Origin of the sequence: Lichenifustis flavocetrariae (genome assembly GCF_026130545.1) — a bacterium.
GTDB classification, from domain to species: Bacteria; Pseudomonadota; Alphaproteobacteria; order Rhizobiales; family Beijerinckiaceae; genus Lichenihabitans; species Lichenihabitans flavocetrariae.
On record NZ_JAMOIM010000005.1, the window covers coordinates 117372 to 134232 of the forward strand.

At 64.0% G+C, this 16861-nt stretch carries 15 protein-coding genes; 5 read left to right on the forward strand and 10 right to left on the reverse strand.

What is annotated here, in order from left to right:
- Positions 1 to 168: 168 nt before the first annotated feature.
- The 5 genes from M8523_RS09720 to M8523_RS09740 all read right to left on the reverse strand — a co-directional run bounded on the left by M8523_RS09720 (position 169) and on the right by M8523_RS09740 (position 4336).
- Complete coding sequence (locus M8523_RS09720; RefSeq protein WP_282584664.1) at positions 169 to 1149, reverse strand: 5-oxoprolinase subunit C family protein; 981 nt, start codon at positions 1147 to 1149, stop codon at positions 169 to 171.
- Entirely contained in the window at positions 1139 to 2014 is an 876-nt protein-coding gene (locus M8523_RS09725; RefSeq protein WP_282584665.1) for a 5-oxoprolinase subunit B family protein, read from the reverse strand. Before M8523_RS09725 ends, M8523_RS09720 begins: the two co-directional genes overlap by 11 nt.
- Positions 2011 to 3396 carry an acetyl-CoA carboxylase biotin carboxylase subunit gene (locus M8523_RS09730; RefSeq protein ID WP_282584666.1) on the reverse strand — a complete coding sequence of 462 codons (1386 nt, stop codon included), beginning with the start codon at positions 3394 to 3396 and terminating at the stop codon, positions 2011 to 2013. The genes M8523_RS09725 and M8523_RS09730 overlap by 4 nt, the downstream gene beginning before the upstream one ends.
- A 4-nt stretch (positions 3397 to 3400) precedes the next feature.
- Entirely contained in the window at positions 3401 to 3643 is a 243-nt protein-coding gene (locus M8523_RS09735) for an acetyl-CoA carboxylase (protein WP_282584667.1), read from the reverse strand.
- Positions 3644 to 3787: 144 nt separating this feature from the next.
- Complete coding sequence (locus M8523_RS09740; RefSeq protein ID WP_282584668.1) at positions 3788 to 4336, reverse strand: biotin transporter BioY; 549 nt, start codon at positions 4334 to 4336, stop codon at positions 3788 to 3790.
- A 131-nt stretch (positions 4337 to 4467) separates the two neighbouring features.
- Between M8523_RS09740 and M8523_RS09745 the strand changes: the two genes are divergently transcribed.
- From M8523_RS09745 to M8523_RS09760, 4 genes are all read left to right on the forward strand, one after another.
- The gene (locus tag M8523_RS09745; RefSeq protein ID WP_282584669.1) at positions 4468 to 5400 is read left to right on the forward strand and encodes a LysR family transcriptional regulator; all 933 of its coding nucleotides are present in this window, start codon (positions 4468 to 4470) and stop codon (positions 5398 to 5400) included.
- 129 nt (positions 5401 to 5529) lie between these two features.
- Entirely contained in the window at positions 5530 to 6255 is a 726-nt protein-coding gene (locus tag M8523_RS09750; RefSeq protein ID WP_282584670.1) for a LamB/YcsF family protein, read from the forward strand.
- Positions 6252 to 6830 carry a glutathione S-transferase family protein gene (locus M8523_RS09755; RefSeq protein WP_282584671.1) on the forward strand — a complete coding sequence of 193 codons (579 nt, stop codon included), beginning with the start codon at positions 6252 to 6254 and terminating at the stop codon, positions 6828 to 6830. Before M8523_RS09750 ends, M8523_RS09755 begins: the two co-directional genes overlap by 4 nt.
- 164 nt (positions 6831 to 6994) lie before the next feature.
- Positions 6995 to 8059, forward strand: coding sequence for a phosphotransferase (locus tag M8523_RS09760; RefSeq protein ID WP_282584672.1), 1065 nt, complete (start codon positions 6995 to 6997; stop codon positions 8057 to 8059).
- Positions 8060 to 8204: 145 nt separating this feature from the next.
- Here M8523_RS09760 and M8523_RS09765 read toward each other — a convergent pair whose 3' ends face one another.
- Positions 8205 to 8333 carry a hypothetical protein gene (locus M8523_RS09765; RefSeq protein WP_282584832.1) on the reverse strand — a complete coding sequence of 43 codons (129 nt, stop codon included), beginning with the start codon at positions 8331 to 8333 and terminating at the stop codon, positions 8205 to 8207.
- A gap of 414 nt (positions 8334 to 8747) precedes the next feature.
- Positions 8748 to 10973 carry a sensor domain-containing protein gene (locus tag M8523_RS09770; protein ID WP_282584673.1) on the reverse strand — a complete coding sequence of 742 codons (2226 nt, stop codon included), beginning with the start codon at positions 10971 to 10973 and terminating at the stop codon, positions 8748 to 8750.
- Here M8523_RS09770 and M8523_RS09775 point away from each other — a divergent pair.
- A complete protein-coding gene (locus tag M8523_RS09775; protein WP_282584833.1) occupies positions 10878 to 11432 on the forward strand; it encodes a hypothetical protein in 555 nt (184 codons plus the stop codon). The genes M8523_RS09770 and M8523_RS09775 overlap by 96 nt on opposite strands.
- Before the next feature lie 184 nt (positions 11433 to 11616).
- Here the strand turns inward: M8523_RS09775 and M8523_RS09780 are convergent, their stop codons facing one another.
- From M8523_RS09780 to M8523_RS09790, 3 genes are read right to left on the reverse strand one after another with little or no spacing between them, the layout of a single operon-like run.
- Positions 11617 to 14286: an MGH1-like glycoside hydrolase domain-containing protein gene (locus M8523_RS09780; protein WP_282584674.1), complete on the reverse strand. Its 2670-nt coding sequence runs from the start codon at positions 14284 to 14286 to the stop codon at positions 11617 to 11619.
- Positions 14287 to 14300: 14 nt separating this feature from the next.
- Positions 14301 to 16250, reverse strand: coding sequence for an amylo-alpha-1,6-glucosidase (locus M8523_RS09785; RefSeq protein WP_282584675.1), 1950 nt, complete (start codon positions 16248 to 16250; stop codon positions 14301 to 14303).
- A complete protein-coding gene (locus tag M8523_RS09790; protein ID WP_282584676.1) occupies positions 16243 to 16632 on the reverse strand; it encodes a hypothetical protein in 390 nt (129 codons plus the stop codon). The genes M8523_RS09785 and M8523_RS09790 overlap by 8 nt, the downstream gene beginning before the upstream one ends.
- Positions 16633 to 16861 lie beyond the last annotated feature (229 nt).

Below are 16861 nucleotides of genomic sequence, written 5' to 3' on the forward strand. Positions count from 1 at the left end.
GCCGTCATTGCGAGGCGGCAACGCCGCCGTGGCAATCCATGCAGCGCGGAGGCCTGGATCGCCATGCTTCGCTCGCGACGACAGGCCATAGGCAAAATTGAAGCGATCCAAGAGCAAAATTCTACCGCCCTTCCTGCGCGAGGGCGGGATTTCACTTCGGTTCCAGCGCTATCCTGGCCCCAGCAGTCCCCGCACGGCCTCCAACGTCGCCTGCCGTTCCCGTCGGGCCGCCAGCGCTTCCGCCATCGTGACCGGCACGAACTGGATCTTGGAATGCGGCTGGAGTTGGCCGATGAAATCCATATCGGCGGAGATCACGGTGCCGAGCATGAAATAGCCGCCGCCCGAGACTGCGTCGCGGTGAAGGACGATCGGCTCGGTGCCGCCGGGCACTTGGATGGACCCGTAGGGATAGCAGCTGTCGACGATATTGCTCGGGTCGGAACCAGCCCCGAAGGGCGGCGTGCGCTCGACGAAGGTGAGGGGCTGGCCGCCGCGGAAGCGGTAGCCAATGCGGTCGGCTTCGGGCGCGACCTTCCAGGTGTCGCGGAAGAAGGCATCGGCCGAACCCTGCGTGATGCGGTGATGGTAGAGGCCCGGAACGACGCGCAGAGTCGTGGTCGGGATCGCACCGCGACGAAGCCCCTCAGGCACCGTGCGGCCGGGCACGCCCGCACCGGCTGGAGCGCCGAGCGCCAGTTCGTCACCAGCCTTCAAAGCGCGCCCCTCGAATCCGCCAAGGGCGCCCAGCGCATAGGTCGAACGGCTGCCGAGCACGAGCGGCACATCAATGCCACCCGCGACCGCGAGATAGGCGCGGGCGCCGCGCTTGAGAAAATCGAAGGCGAGTGTCTGGCCCGCCTTGATGGCGAAGCTCGTCCACCCGGCCTGCGGCACGCCGTCGACTTTCGGGGGCAGTTCCGCGCCCGTCACGGCGACCAGCGCGTCGGCGGTGAACAGGAGCTCCGGCCCCATGAAGACACATTCGAGCGCCGCCGCAGCCTCGTCGTTGCCGACCAGCAGGTTGGCGCAGCGCACCGCGAACCGGTCCATGGCGCCCGAAAGTGGGATCCCGACATCGTAGTAGCCGGGCCGGCCGAGGTCCTGCACCGCGGTGGCGAGACCCGGTTTGACGACCTTAATGGCCATGGAGCACTCCTTCGAGCGAGTGGTTGTAGGCGGTCGGGTTTTTCGAGAACTCGCGCAGGTCGAAGGTGACGGGGCGGATCAACGGGTCGAAGCGGCCGGCGTCGACGTCGCGCACCGCCTGGTCGTAGCCCTCGCGGTCGACCGCCTTGTAGCGGACGATGTCGCCTGGCTTGAAGAAGGTCATGGCTTCGCGAAGATATCCGACCTCCTGCTTCGGGTCGTAGATCGGCATCGGCGTGATGCCGAACATCTGGTAGCCGCCCGCGCCGCGCACGGAATAGATGGCGCCGAAACAGCCACCGTGCCCGACCGTGAGTTTCGGCGTATCGGTGCGGGGCCGCAGATATTTGGGCGTCTCGATCTGCCGCGCGCGCTCGACCATCTGGTAGAGAAACGGCAGGCCCGCCACGAAGCCGACCATGGAGACGAACCAGGGCGATCCGGCATGGGCGGCGATGAAGTCGGTGACGTTCGGGTACCCGTTGATCCGGGCGGCGTAGTCGAGATCGGTGCCGGTCGGGTCCTGGTGACGCTCGCGGAAGCGCATCAGGGTCTCGTGTGTCCAGGGGTCGTTATACAGAACCGGCATCTCGACGATGCGGGTCTTCAGCACCGGCTCGGCTTGGCCGCTCGCGGCCTCCAGGGCCTGGATTTCCCGAAGCAGGTCGTCCGGCGCGATGACGTCGGGGTTGAATTTCACCTGGAAGGAGGCGTTGGCCGGGCAGATCTCGGTGACGCCCTTGATGCCAGCCTCTCGGATCGCCTTGCACAGGAAGAGGCTTTTGAAGAAGGCGTCGAGCGACATGGCTTCGTCGACCTCGACGAAGATGTGCTCGTCACCGCCGAAGGAATAGCGTGAGGTCATGGCGCAGCGCCTCCTTGGGATGGGCCTTCGAACGATGCGGTGGGAAGCCAGCCTTCCAGCCAACGGGTGTGAACGCGGCCGGCCGCGACGTCCGGGTCGCGGGCCAACGCCATGTGGAGCGGCACGGTCGTCTTGAGGCCCTCGACCTGCAACTCGGCGAGCGCGCGGCGGAGGCGCAGCAGCGCACCCTCGCGCGTGTCATCCCACACGATCAGCTTGCCGAGCAAGGAATCGTAGAACGGCGGCACGGTGTAACCGGTGTACAGCATCGTGTCGAAGCGCACCCCGAAGCCGCCGGGCACGGTCAGGCCCGACACCGTGCCGGGATTGGGCATGAAGTCGCGCGCGGCATCCTCCGCATTGATCCGGACCTCGATCGCATGACCGCGCAGCACGATGTCGGATTGCTTGAGCCCAAGCGGCTCGCCGCCGGCGATGCGGATCATCGCGCGGACGAGATCGATGCCCGTGACCATCTCGGTCACGGGATGTTCGACCTGGATGCGGGTGTTCATTTCAATGAAAAAGAACTCGCCGCTCGCATCGTCATAGAGATATTCGAGCGTGCCGGCGCCACGGTAATGGCAGGCCTCGGCCAGCCGCACGGCCGAGGCGCAAAGCGCCGCGCGAACGTCGTTCGGCAAGGCACGCGCCGGGGCCTCCTCCCATACCTTTTGCCGACGGCGTTGTAGCGAGCATTCGCGCTCGTACAGGTGGACCGCGGTGCGGCCATCGCCGAGCACCTGCACCTCGACATGCCGGGCGCGGGGCACGAAGCGTTCGAGATAAAGGGAACCGTCCCCGAAGGCCGAGCGTGCTTCCTGGCTCGCCTGAGGCAGGAGGGTCGCGAGCTCGTCGGCGTCTTGGGCGACGCGAATGCCGCGCCCGCCGCCGCCCGCCGCCGCCTTGATCATCACGGGATAGCCGATGGCCTCGGCCAGCGCCGGGGCCGTCGCGAGATCCGAGATCACCCCATCGCTGCCGGGCACCACCGGCACGCCTGCGGCTTGGGCGCTGGCACGCGCCGCCGCCTTGTCGCCCATGGTGCGGATCGTCTCCGGCGTAGGCCCGATGAAGACGAGGCCGGCGGCCTCGACGGCTTCGGCGAAACCGGCGTTCTCGGCCAAAAACCCATAGCCAGGGTGGATCGCATCCGCGCCCGTGTCGCGGGCGGCCTGCAGGATGGCATCGATCTTGAGGTAGGATTTGACCGGATGAGCCGGGCCGATTTCCACCGCCTCGTCGGCCAGCCGGACGGCAAGCATATCCGCATCGGCCTTGGAATAGACCTGCACGGTCGCAAGGCCGAGGTCTTGCGCCGCCCGGATGATGCGGACCGCGATCTCGCCCCGGTTGGCAACCAGGATTTTTCTGAGCGCCATCCGCTCAGGTCTCGATGTCGAGAAGCGGCTGGCCCGCCATCACGGCATCCTCGTCCTCGACGTGAAACTGCTTGATCGTGCCCGCGATTTCGGCCGTGACGGGCGTGAAGGACTTCATCACCTCCACGAGGCCAAGCGTATCACCGACCGAAACAGCATCGCCCTCGCCCTTGAAGGGCGGCTGATCCGGAGCCGGGCGGCGGTAGAAGGTTCCCGGCAGGGGGCACGCGACGGTGGTGATGGCCATTGGTCCCTCGTGTCGGTTAAAGCAATTGTATGCTGACGGTCGTCATCGCGAGCGAAGCGCGGCGATCCGGCTCCCCGGCGCTGCATGGATTACCACAGCGGCTTCGCCGCTTCGCACTGACCGAGCAGGGTCGGTGAAAAGCGCTCAGGCGCGCTTCATTTGCGTGGCGGCTGTAAGCAGCGCGAGTTTCAGGGCTTCACCGATCAGAAAGGGTGTGAAGCCGACCGCCACCGCCTTCTCCCAACCGAACAGAGCAGCGAGCCAGCCCACGCCGAGCACGAAGATGACCGCGTCGGCGAGCAGAAAGGCCGTGAAGGCCGAGAGAGGCTTCGCGAGCCATCCCCGCCGGGCCGCAAGCCCTGCCGCAAACGCGGCCGGCACATAGCCGAGGAGATAGCCACCCGTGGGACCCGCCAGGACGGCAAAACCGCTGCCGTGCGCGAAGACCGGAAGCCCGCACAGCCCTTCCAGGAGATAGGCCATCAGCGTACCGACCGCCACCGCCGGCCCAAGCATCGCGCCGAGCCCGAGCACGGCGAGCGTCTGCAAGGTGATCGGCACCGGCCAGAACGGCACGGCGACATGGGCGGCAAGCGCCAGAAGCCCCGAGCCGCCGACGACACAGGCGAGGGTCCGGAGGACGTGGCTCGACGGCCTGACGTTTGACGGCTGGAGAGTTTTCGAGAGCGACATGCGTGTCATTCCTTCGGCGGCGACAGCGAAACGTAAGCGGAGCTTGCCACGGAGACGGCCGATGTAAAATAGAATTCCCCGCAGAGTGGTATCGAGTGAGTGGATACCTCGGTCAGGAGCTTTGAGGCCGCGTGAGCTTTTCGCTGAAGCAGATCCGACACTTTCTGGCGGTCGCCGACGCTGGGCAGATCAGCCGGGCTGCCGTCGAGCACAATATCTCACAGTCGGCCCTGACGGCGTCGATCCAGCAGTTGGAGGCGATCCTCGGCGGCCCGTTGTTCGAACGGCGGTCGAACGGCGTGATGCTGACCCATGCGGGACTGCGCTTCCTGCCGCTTGCCCGGAAGGTGATCAGCTCCTGCAACGAGGCTTTGGCCGTCTCAGGTGAAATCCCGCGCAAGGTGCAAGGACGACTCGCGATCGCGCTGACCTATACGGTTGCGGGCTATTTCCTGACGCCGCTGCTGCTGCGTTTCCGCCGCATCTTCCCCCATGTCGAATTCACTCTGCGGGAGGCCGCGCGTAGCGCGATCGAGCGGGATCTGATCGGCGGTAGCGGTGAGATCGCGCTGCTGCTGACCTCCAACGTCACGTCCGATCCGCGGCTCGCCTCCAAGACCCTGTTCCGTTCGGCGCGCCGGCTTTGGGCGCCAGCCGATCACCCGCTTCTGCAGGGCGAGCGCGTGGGCTTGGCAGACATCGCCGCCTATCCGTATGTGGCGCTCACGGTCGACGAGGCGCTGAACACCGCCTCGCGCTATTGGGACATCGCGGGGCATCGCCCCAAGATCCTTTTCGAAACCTCCTCGGTGGAAGCGGTCCGTTCGATGGTGGGCGCGGGGCTCGGCGTCACCATCCTGTCCGACATGGTCTACCGGCCCTGGTCGATCGAGGCACAACGTATCGACACTCGGGACATTGCCGATCCGGTGCCGACCATGGATGTCGGCGTCGTCTGGCTGAGAGACGAGGCGATGACGCCGGCCGCAAGGGCCTTCGTGGATTTCATGCAGGGCGCCTTCCAGGCAACCGAAGAAGCAGTGCGCATCCCTTCCTCCGCGTGAGCGGGAGAAAACGGGTTTGCGGCTGATATCGATTCCCCTGATGGCCAACCGCCGACAATCCGATTTGACCTCGCGCCTTCCTCGGTCATCGTAGGCGCCCATCAGCACCCCGCATCGAGGAGGCATTCGATGGCCATTGTTCTCAATTGCGACATGGGCGAGGCCTTCGGGCTCTATCGCTGCGGCGACGACGAGGGGATCATGCCGTTGATCCATGTCGCCAACGTCGCTTGCGGCTTCCATGCGTCCGATCCCAGCGTCATGCGCAAGACGGTCAGGCTTGCCAAGCAGCATGGCGTCAAGGTCGGCGCGCATCCTTCCTTCCCGGATTTGCAGGGGTTTGGGCGGCGCGAGATGAAGATGGGGCATGACGAGCTCGTCGCCTGCATCGTCTATCAGGTGGGAGCGCTCAAAACCTTCCTCGATCTGGAAGGCATGCCGCTCAACCACGTGAAGCCGCACGGCGCGCTCTATGGTGCCGCCAGCCGCGACGCGACTGTCGCGGGCGCCATCGCCGAGGCCGTCGCGCTCTTCGGTGTGCCGGTCATGGGCATGGCCGGAACGGTTCACGAGGAGGTCTATAAGGGCGGCGGCCTTGCCTTCATTCCCGAATATTACACCGACCTCGACTATACCGACGAGGGCAAGTTGATCATCACCCGTGAGCACGAGGCCAAGGACCCCGACGAGGCCGCGCGACGCGCCGTCCGCGTGGCCAAGGAGGGCCTCGCCACTTCGATCAACGGCAAGGATCTGCCGATGCGGGCGGAGTGCTACTGCATTCATTCCGACACGCCGACCGCGGTACCGCTCGCCAAGGCCGTGCGCGAGGCCCTCAAGCCCTGGCTCGCATGATCCTGTTGAACGGGCCGAACACACCGTTCGGCCGCATGGCACTCGTGACTGCTCTGGAACTCGGCGTCAGCGTCGAGAACCGCGTGATCAGCGTGGGGTCGGCCGAATGGCTCGACGCCCACAATCCCCTGCGGCAGATCCCCACGCTTCTGCTCGAAGACGGCGACGCGTTGTTCGACAGCCGGGTCATCTGCGGCTATTTCGCTTCGCTCGCGCCCGGGGTCGATCTCATTCCAACCGACCTCAAGGTCGCGACCCGCTGGGCCCTGGTGCTCGGCCTGATGGAGGCCGGCGTCGCCCGCCAGATGGAGCGTATGCGTCCCGCGGGCGAGCAAAGCCCCGGCGTCATCGCGGGTCTCGAGCGCCGGATCGCCCGAACTCTGGCGCGTCTTGAAACGGAAGCCGATATAATCTGCGCCGAAGCTTTGCGGATCGACCGGATCGCGACGGCGGTCGCGCTTTTTTATATCGACTTCCGCTATCCGCATGATTGGCGCGAGGCAGCTCCGCGCCTCGCCCGATGGGTGGAGAGGGTCGGGGAACGACCCGCCATGCTTGCCACCCAGCCGCGCTGAACTCTGAAGTCCGGAGATTGCGCGATGCGGCGACGTCGCCGAGGGGACAACGCCGACGACATCGACCGCCACGCTTGGCCCGCGCTGACGGGCGCAATCCCGGTTTCCGTGCGAGCCGGAACCCCTTAAGACAATGGCGTGAAAACTTTGCGGCTGATCGGGTGATGTACGAACCGGCGCTCGGCGATGCTGCACGACTTCTGGCGACACCACCGCCCGCGATCAGCGCGGAGGATGCCGTCGTGGTCCTGCGCGACCACTACGGCCTCAAAGGTCGACTCCAGCCTCTCTCCGGTGAGCGGGACCGCAACTTCCGTGTGGAGCCGGACGGGCATATCCCCTGCGTCCTGAAGTTCTACAACGATGCCGACGATGCCGAGACGCGCGACTTCCAGCATGGTGCTCTTCTTCATATGGCGCGTGCCGGTGTCGGATGCGCCGTCCCGCGGCTCATCCCGACCATCACCGGCCATCCCGAATGCACGCCCGAGATCGCGGGCCGCATGCAGCCCGCGATCCTCCTGTCCCTCCTGCCCGGTGTGGCGCCACATACGAGTGATGTGACTCCGGCTCTGCGGCACAATCTCGGCCGATCCGCCGGCACGCTTGGCCTCGCGCTGGCAAGTTTCGCGCATCCGCGCTCGCGCCGCGTCCTCCTGTGGGACCTGATGCAGGTGGACCGCCTCCTGCCGATTGCCGATGACATCGAAGACGCGTCAGACCGCGCCTCACTTGTGGCCCTGATCGAGCGCTTCGTCCGCGATATCAGGCCCCAGGCCGAGTCCCTGCCACGCCATGTCATCCACAATGATCTCAGCGGCAGCAACGTCCTTCTCAGCGAGACGGATCCGACGATGGTCGCCGGCATCATCGACTTCGGCGACATGGTCGAGGCACCCCGCATCAACGACATCGCAATCCTGGCGAGCTATTTCATCGGCAGCAGCGATCCTCTCGCGGCCATATGCGAGGTGATTTCCGGCTATGACACGGTCGCACCACTGTCCGTTGCCGAGGTCGCAGCCGTCTATGAGGCCGTTCTGGCGCGCGTCATGACCCGCATCCTGCTCAACCGCTGGCGGGCCGGGCTTTTTCCGGAAAACCGCGCCTACATCCTGCGCCATGCCGAGGCCGCCGGGCATCTGATGAAATGGTTCATTCACCGCGACGCGGAGGCGGACCGCTCGGCTCTCGTCCAACGCTGTCTCGGCCGAAGAATCACGCCGTGATGCCCGAACCGGCCTATCGCACCCTCTACTGAGAACCGCTTCACCCAGTACGGCGGAGGAAACCGTCCTCTCATGGAAGAGAAGCGCTTCGTTTCGATTGACAGCCGAGTAGGTGAGAGCCGACCCGGCACGCCATCGCGGCCGCCTATTGGTGCCCGCCGCCGACCCAGGATACGCGCCACACCGTGTTGTTCCCGTCTTCGAAGACGAGAAGAGCGCCATCCTGCGCGACCGCGATCCCGACAGGACGACCCCAGACCGATTGGTCGTTCACGACGATGCCCGTCCGCATGACACAGGCTGAAGCGCGCCTCGAACAAGGCTCGACCGCGCGCAGCATCCGGTGGCGTTTGCGCAACGGCGCCGTTCATGGCGACGAGGGAGGCCGCGGCTAGAAAACCGCCCGCGACGATAGTCATCCTCGCTCAGATCACGTCGCCAAGCCCTCACGAATCTCGACGCTAATCGCTGTTGAATCGCAAGGTGAACCCACAAAGGTCTGCCCCAGTTCCGCCAGCCGACACTGGCCGGCGTGCGAGCAACGGGCTGCGGCCAAAAAAAAGCCGCCCGGAGGCGGCTCAAGTTTAGGGAGGAACGCCAAGAAGGCATACAGCGAGGCTGCGATCCCACTTATGCGGGAATCGTGCCAAGGTTGCGCCCCCCGAATGAGGGATGATGCCGGCTGGACCTAGACCTCGTGACCAATCTCTAGGCAACTCCGCTGGTTATCTGCTCGCTGCCGATCGATTTTGTCTATGGGTAGACCCGTCTGTCCGGCCGCGATCTCGGCTGCGGCTTGAAGGGCCGGCGCATCGCTGCGCTGGCCAGCCAGGAAGAGCGTAGTTTGATCGGCCGGCACGGGACGGCCGAAAAGATAACCTTGACCTTCGCTACATCCCTCGAATCGAAGCGTTTCGAGTTGACTGTCCGTCTCGATTCCTTCGGCCGTCGTTCTCATTCCCAAGTCGCAAGCCAGGCGTAGGATGGCCCTCACGATCGCGAGGCAGCCGGGGTTCTTGCCCAGATCACGAATGAAGGATCGGTCGATTTTGATCTTGGTGAGCGGGAATGTGCGCAGGTAGCTCAGGGATGAAAACCCTGTACCGAAATCGTCGAGAGAGATCTGAACCCCCAGGGCACGGAGCTGGTGCAACGTCCGAAGGTTGGTCGCACTGTCCAGCAGCATGACGGATTCGGTGATTTCGAGTTCGAGCCGCTGCGGAGGCAGTTGCGACGAGGCAAGAGCCCTGATGACCGTTTCGAACAATCCACTGTCTCGGAATTGCGCCGGCGAAAGATTGACGGCGATCTTCATGGGATCGGGCCAAAGCATCGCCTGATGGCAGGCTTGCTGCAGGACCCACGCACCGATCGGGACAATCAAGCCGATTTCCTCGGCAATCGAGATGAAGTCCTGCGGCGCCACCATTCCGCGTGCTGGATGATCCCAGCGCAAAAGTGCCTCGAAACCAATCACATCTTTGGACGCGAGATCGATGATCGGCTGATAATGAAGCTGAAACTGGTTCGACGCGAGGGCGTGCCGGAGATCATCTTCGAGAGATCGACGCTGCGCGATACGACGGCTCATACCCGGATCATAGAACCGAACGGCGCCACTTTTGTCCGCCTTGGCTTGGTAGAGCGCGAGATCGGCTTGGCGCAAGAGAGCCTCGATGTCGTCCTCATCGTCCTGCGCGATCGTGATCCCGACCGAGGCGCCCGTCAGAACCCGATGGCTCTGAATGTCGAAAGGAGCGCTCAGAGCTCCGACGATCGTCGTCGCCAAGTCGCGGCAGGTCGTCGCATCCTCGCTCGCACTGAGGTTCTGCACGATCGCAAACTCATCGCCGCCCAGGCGGGCCACGGTCTGCTTTCCCGCGGAAATGTCCTGCAGCCGGACCGCGACGGCATTGAGAAGAAGATCCCCGACCTGATGCCCGAGCTGATCATTGACCCGCTTGAAACCGTCGAGATCGATGAAGGTCAAAGCCACCCGGGACTGTCTCACGGAACGTTGCGCAAGGGCGCCGCGCAATCGCTCGCGAAACAACACGCGATTGGGCAGCCCGGTGAGCGCGTCGTAATGCGCCATGCGGACGAGACGCTCCTCGGCGCGATGCCGATTGATCGCGATGCCCGCAACGCGCGACGCGACATTGATCAAGTGCGTCTCCTCGACGCTCGGCGATCTGACCTTGCTGGAATACATCGCGAATGTACCCAGGAGAGAGCCGTCATGCGACAGGATCGGCGTCGAGGAGCATGACCGAAGAGAAAACCGCTCCGCTAACTCCCGGTAGTCATGCCAGAGGGGATCGGACTGGATATCGGTCACGCTGACGGGCATGCCGCGGTACGCAGCAGTTCCGCATGAACCGACTTTCGGGCCGATGGCAGTTCCATCGACCAAGCGGCAATATTCTTCGGGAAGACTGGGAGCGGCGCCGTGCTGTAGGCGTCCGGTTTCCGAGTCGTAGATCAAGATAGACCCTATGACTTTGTCCAACTGGGACTCAATCAGCTCGACGAGTTTGCCGAGCACATCCGGCAGGGCCGCGTTATTCGCGATCATTTCCAGAATGGCGTTCTGCTGCACACTGAATGCTTCGAGACGTTTGCGTGCAGTGATGTCGCGCGCCACGCCAATGAGACCGACGATCGGTCCGTTCGCGCTACGAAGCGGAACCTTCGTGGTGGAGTACCACCTCGAGATCCCCTCGCTGTCCGGAAACGTTTCCTCCATATTCAACATTGGGGAACCTGACTTCAGGATCTCCTGTTCACGAACGGAAAAGGCATCGGCCCGATCATAAGGGTGAAGATCAAAGTCGGTTTTGCCCACCAGTGCCGCCGAGGGCAATCCATAGGCTGTGCAGATCGCCGCATTGGCCAACACGAATCTGCTGCTCATATCCTTAACGAAGATAAAATCCGGAATTTGATCCATCAGCGTTTTGAGGAGGGCTTCTCCTCCTTCGTCTTGCAGACACAAAGCGGGTTGTTGGCTGGCCGGAATCGGCGGCTCTACTCCCTTCTCGGTGTCCATCATTTCTTCCTGACTCGGCCGTCGATCACTCGCATGCACCGCACGCTAGGTCTGGCAAACACGACGGATGCTTCCCTTTTCTGCGATGCTTCTCAAGAGGAAGACAGCCTGATCTTAATCAAGCACTGTGCCCCGCGCCCAACGGGAGTTCTTGATGGTGTTAATATTAAACTGACGTCGCTGCGGGACCACGAGTTACTGGCAAAAATTAAACAATTGCAAACCTTGGTTGGGAGCGAGATCATTCCGACAATCGGCGAATTCTTTCCGCAAGGCCTTGTGTTTCAAGGGATGCAAAAGCTTCCCTGGCCGTCTCAACGCTAGGAAAGCGCCGTCCGGGGTCGATGTGGGAGTTGTCTTGGTTGGACCGGGAAAGAACGGGATAAGACCGACTTCCTCAAGGCCAATCTCACTCCCAAAAGGGCCGAGGGGACACCGTGATGGATGTGATCCAGGCACGCTGACGCGCTTCAGATGAAGGCACGCGGCCGAAAAGCTCTCCGTGACGTCAGCGCGCCTTCGGCCGAGAATGATCTAAAAGCAGAAGAGCCACCAGACCGGTCCAGCCTGTTTGATGGGCCGCCCCGAGCCCCGCGCCAGTGTCCCCGTGGAAGTATTCATGAAACGGAATGTGGTCACGGAAAGCTGGATCGGTCTGCATCAGGCTGTTGTCACCCAGGACGGGACGGCGCCCGGCAGCGTCGCGCAAGAAGAGCCGCGTGAGGCGACGGGCGAGTTCGTCGGCGACCTCGCTCAACGCAAGGTAGTGGCCTGACCCGGTCGGGCACTCGACCTTGAATTCGGGCCCGTAGAAGCCGTCGAAGCGCCGTAACGACTCGATGAGAAGATAGTTGATCGGCATCCAGATCGGGCCACGCCAATTTGAATTGCCGCCGAAAGCCGCGCTGGTCGATTCGCCCGGCTCATAGTCGGCCACGAAATGGCTTCCGTCCCAGTCGATCGCAAAGGGGGCCTTCGCATGGGCCTTGGAGAGCGACCGGACGCCGTGGTCGGCCAGGAATTCCGTCTCGTCCAACATCCGCATGAGCAAAGCCTTCATGCGGTGGCGACGCAGCAGGGCCAATAAGACGCACTCGCCCTTGCCGGTCTCCTCCCAACGCGACACCAACTCGGCCAGATCCGGTCGGTGCTGCAGCAACCAAGTCGCTCGACTCGTGAACCCCGGAAAGCGCTCCCGCATGCCGGCGTTCAGAACTTCGACGGCACAGAGGGGAATGAGCCCGACGAGCGAGCGGATACGCATCGGCATCATGCGTCCGTCCGGGAGATGCAGGACATCATAGTAGAACTGGTCGTTCTCGTCCCACAGGCCGACCCCCATCCCACCGACATTCGTCATCGCCTGGGCGATATAGAGAAAATGCTCGAAGAACTTGCTGGCGATGTCCTCATAGACATGGTCGGTCTCGGCCAGCTCGAGCGCGATGCGCATCAGGTTGAGCGTGTACATGGCCATCCAGGCCGTGCCGTCGGACTGGTTGATATAGCCTCCCGTCGGCAAGGGCGCGGAGCGGTCGAAGATGCCGATATTGTCGAGGCCGAGAAATCCGCCTTGGAAGATGTTGCGGCCGGCCTCATCCTTGCGGTTGACCCACCAGGTGAAGTTCAACATGAGCTTGTGAAAGACACGCTCCAGGAACGCGCGATCGGCGACCCCGGTGAGCGCGCGATCCATCTCGTACACCCGCAAGGCCGCCCAGGCATGGACGGGGGGGTTGACGTCACCGAACGCCCATTCATAGGCCGGTAACTGCCCGTTCGGGTGCATGTACCATTCGCGGGTGAGCAGGATGAGCTGCCCTTTGGCGAATTCGGGATCGATCGCCGCGAAGGTCACGCAATGGAAGGCAAGATCCCAGGCGGCGTACCAGGGATATTCCCAAGTATCCGGCATGGAGATGATATCGGCGTTGTTGAGATGCTCCCAATCACTGTCACGCCCCTTCCGGCGCGACTTGGGGGGCGGCGGCTCGGTCGGGTCGCCCGCAAGCCAGCGCCGGACATCGAAGTGGTAATATTGCTTTGACCAGATCATCCCCGCGAAGGCTTGCCGCTGGACCAGGCGTGCGTCGGGGTCGTCCATTCCTTGTTGCAGCACCGCATAGAAGGCGTCCGCGTCCAGGAGGCGTTCGGCAAAGACGCGATCGAAGCTGGCTTCATCCATCGCGTCATCGGATGGGGCGAGGCGAAAGCGCAGCACCTGGGTCCCACCGCTGGGGATCTCATGGCGGCTCACCGCCGCGCATTTTGTCCCCTCCTTCAGTGGATTTACCCGACTGCGGGTTCCGGCCAGGATATCGTCGTTGATGGCGTCCTTGGGATGCGGAACCGTCCCCCAACCGAACAAGCGCTGCGTGTTGGTCTCATTTTCACAAAAGAGAAATTCAACCGGCTGAAGCGCCCTGAAGGTGAGCGGCGGCCGCGTGCCGCGCGTCGCGACAACAGAGGGGCCCTCGCTCTCGCGCAGCAGCGGCCGCACCGCGTCCGCCTGCCAGGACCAGGTGTTGCGCGACCAGAGCTGGGGCAACACATGCAGCGGTGCCGCGTCCGGACCGCGGTTGGTGACCGTGACCCGCATCAAAATATCGTCGGGGGCCGCCTTGGCGTATTCGACCTCGACATCGAAGTAGCGGCGCTGATCGAAGATGCCGGTATCGATGAGCTCGTATTCCGGCAGGTTGCGCCCCTTGCGGCGCCCGTTCTCGGTGACGAGATCCGCATAGGGAAAAGCGCTCTGCGGATATTTGTAGAGCATCTTGAGATAGGAATGGGCCGGTGTGGCGTCGAGGAACCAGTAGAGCTCCTTGACGTCCTCGCCGTGGTTCCCTTCGCTGTTGGTGAGGCCGAACAAGCGCTCCTTGAGGATCGGGTCCTTCTCGTTCCACAGGCCGAGCGCAAGGCATAGTAACTGCCGATCATCCGAAAACCCCGCAAGGCCATCCTCGCCCCAGCGGTAGGCCCGCGACCGGGCGTGATCATGCGGCAGGTAATCCCAGGCGGTGCCGCCCTCGCTGTAATCCTCGCGCACGGTTCCCCATTGCCGCTCGCTGAGATAGGGCCCCCAATGATGCCAGGCCTCACGCGCGCCGGCCGCGAGGCGACGGCCCTCGGCCGTGTCCAGCAACGATGGCGGGGTCTCGGCGGTCTGATCCGTCATGGGGCAACACTTTCTCAGTCGACATCGAGGTCGAGCATACGCCGGATACGAATGTATTCGCCCAAAGACCACGCCTGAAATGGGCATCCACCCGGCCGATGAGGGGCATCGCCGTCGGCGATCTCGGAGATATGCCCGAGGCCGGCGGTTTCGATATGGCGGGCCAGCGGTGGGATAAATCGCGCCCGCGCCTCGGCCTTCGCGGCCTCGGTGCGGTCGCGGACCGCGAGCCAAGCGTCGACGAAGGGCCCCATCAACCACGGCCAAACGGTGCCCTGATGGTAGGCGCCGTCCCGCGCGCGAGGGCCGCCGCGGTAGCGGCCCTGGTAGGCGGGATCGTCCGTTGCCAGGGTGCGCAGGCCAAGGGGCGTCAGGAGTTTCGCTTCCACCCGATCGACGATGCCACGCGCTTGCGCGCCCGCGACCACAGGGAATGGAAGACCGCCGACCGCGAAGATCTGGTTTGGCCGCACGCGGCTGTCGGCGGTGCCAGGAACATGGTCCACATCGACGACATCGTAGAGGCCGCCGGCCGGGTCAGCAAATCGAGCCGCGAAGGCCGAACGGGCTCTGGCCTCTGCGGCTTTGAGTTCGGGACGCCAGAGCGTGGCGACGATATGCAGGGCGTTGATCCACAGGGCTTGAACCTCGACCGGCTTGCCGATGCGCGGCGTGACCACCCAATCCCCCACCTTGGCATCCATCCAGGTGAGCTGCAGGCCAGGCTCGCCGGCCGCGACAAGTCCGTCTTCATCGACCCCGATGCCGAATCTTGTGCCGACGGTGTAGCCCGCCACGATCGCCTCGCACGCGGCTTGAAGCGTGTCCATCACCCGCGAACCCGGAGGCTGCCGCACAGTCTCGCAGGCCACGAGAAAGTCATGCACCGCGACGATGTACCAGAGCGAGGCATCGACGGCATTGTATTCCGGCGCATCACCCAAGTCCGGAAAGCGGTTGGGCAGCATGCCTTGGCTGACGGTTTCGGCCCAGGCGAGAAGGATCGCCTGCGCGGTATGGAGATCGCCCAGTCCGATCAACAGCCCGCGAAGAGCGATGAACGTGTCCCGACCCCAATCGGTGAACCACGGATAACCCGCCACCAGCGTGCTGCCCTGCCCCCGATCCACGCGGTAGCTTTGCGCGCTGCGCCGCAGACGGGACCCGGCCGCGGCTCTGGTCTCGCGTGCCGTCCGCATCAAACTGGCCGCATAGGCGGCCGGCCGCATATTGCCGCTTTCGCCGGCCCGCAGCACCATAACGGCAGCCTCCGAGGCGGCAAGGTCGAAGCCGAACGACCCTGGCGACGCCAGATCCTCGACGCAGTCGAGGCCGCGTTCGCGTTCCGCCGCGTACAGGAACTGGCGATACCACTGAGGCGCGTGCCTGTAGGTGCCGTTGGTCAGGGCGCTGATCGCGGGTCGGTCCTGGTAGGGCCGCCACGACACATTGGACTCGTGCACCGTCGCGGCGAAATCGAAGGCAGGGTTTTCGTGATGGAGGGCGTGGTAGTCCCGCCCCGATATCAGTGGCCGGACGGTCAGCCGGCAGGGGCCCGTACCGGCTTCGCGACGCAACCGCAGCAGCGTGTCGCAGGCGTCGGGGTCGACGACAATTTCGAAGACGATCTCCGTTCCATCGGCCAGGACGAACGTCCAGGTCGGCCACGGCTCACGGGAGAAGCTGTGGATCGCCTCGAAGCCACGCGGGTGCAGCACGTCGGGCGCATAGCGTTGCGACGTGATCGGCATCGTACCAGACGACGTCTCGACCTCGGCCTCGATGCCGTTGACGAGCACCACCCGGCCGGCCGGCGGGTTGGTGGCAGTCAGAAGCAGCGCATGATAGCGGCGGGTGCGAAGCCCGGCCACGGTGCCGGACGCGAAACCGCCGAGGCCGTCAGCTTCGAGCCACTCGTCGTCCTCGCCCGGCATCGCGATCTCGCGAGGTTCGATCTCAGGCATCGCTCTTCGGCTCCCAATAATCGAAAGCGACTCGCTGCATCCGCAGAACGAAAGCCGCCGCCGCGCCGGTCCACGGACCGTCATAGCCCATGCGCTGGGCCGGTCCACCGACCCACCAGCCCTGTCCGGGCAGGCCATCGGATTCGCGCACGACCAGAACCGCAAGGTCCGGCTCTTTGGCGGTCCGAGCCGATTCGTCGATGGCATCGAGCGTCTTGCAAAGCGCCCGCATCTTCGGCCGGGTGAAACGATGCCCGAGCGCCAGCAGCATCTCGGAATAGCTGAGCGTGCAACGCCGTTTTGCAGCTTCGACCAAAATCGCACGCACGTGAGCCACATCGGAGATCGGGACGGTGAAACCTTGTTCAGCCCAATCGCTCACGTATCGCCTCAATCGAAAGACCGATTTGGCCTCACGGAGGACACCGGCACAACAATTATAATCGACCTGCCGCACGGGTCGAATGCAGCCTTCCTGAAGGCGGCAGAGTCCGCCATCGTCGTAGCCGGCGCCCCAATCGTCATGATCGCGGCCCGCTTCGGCCCATTCCCCTTGCGTCGACGCCGCCGAGCGGTGTTCAAGCGGTTCACGAAGCGGACTTGGAGAAATT

Bases quoted from the DNA above. Each gene is read 5' to 3' on its own strand.
- M8523_RS09720 (WP_282584664.1), bottom strand. From the start codon at position 1,149: ATGGCCATTAAGGTCGTCAAACCGGGTCTCGCCACCGCGGTGCAGGAC.
- M8523_RS09725 (WP_282584665.1), bottom strand. From the start codon at position 2,014: ATGACCTCACGCTATTCCTTCGGCGGTGACGAGCACATCTTCGTCGAG.
- M8523_RS09730 (WP_282584666.1), bottom strand. From the start codon at position 3,396: ATGGCGCTCAGAAAAATCCTGGTTGCCAACCGGGGCGAGATCGCGGTC.
- M8523_RS09735 (WP_282584667.1), bottom strand. From the start codon at position 3,643: ATGGCCATCACCACCGTCGCGTGCCCCCTGCCGGGAACCTTCTACCGC.
- M8523_RS09740 (WP_282584668.1), bottom strand. From the start codon at position 4,336: ATGTCGCTCTCGAAAACTCTCCAGCCGTCAAACGTCAGGCCGTCGAGC.
- M8523_RS09750 (WP_282584670.1), top strand. From the start codon at position 5,530: ATGGCCATTGTTCTCAATTGCGACATGGGCGAGGCCTTCGGGCTCTAT.
- M8523_RS09755 (WP_282584671.1), top strand. From the start codon at position 6,252: ATGATCCTGTTGAACGGGCCGAACACACCGTTCGGCCGCATGGCACTC.
- M8523_RS09760 (WP_282584672.1), top strand. From the start codon at position 6,995: ATGTACGAACCGGCGCTCGGCGATGCTGCACGACTTCTGGCGACACCA.
- M8523_RS09770 (WP_282584673.1), bottom strand. From the start codon at position 10,973: ATGAGCAGCAGATTCGTGTTGGCCAATGCGGCGATCTGCACAGCCTAT.
- M8523_RS09780 (WP_282584674.1), bottom strand. From the start codon at position 14,286: ATGACGGATCAGACCGCCGAGACCCCGCCATCGTTGCTGGACACGGCC.
- M8523_RS09785 (WP_282584675.1), bottom strand. From the start codon at position 16,250: ATGCCTGAGATCGAACCTCGCGAGATCGCGATGCCGGGCGAGGACGAC.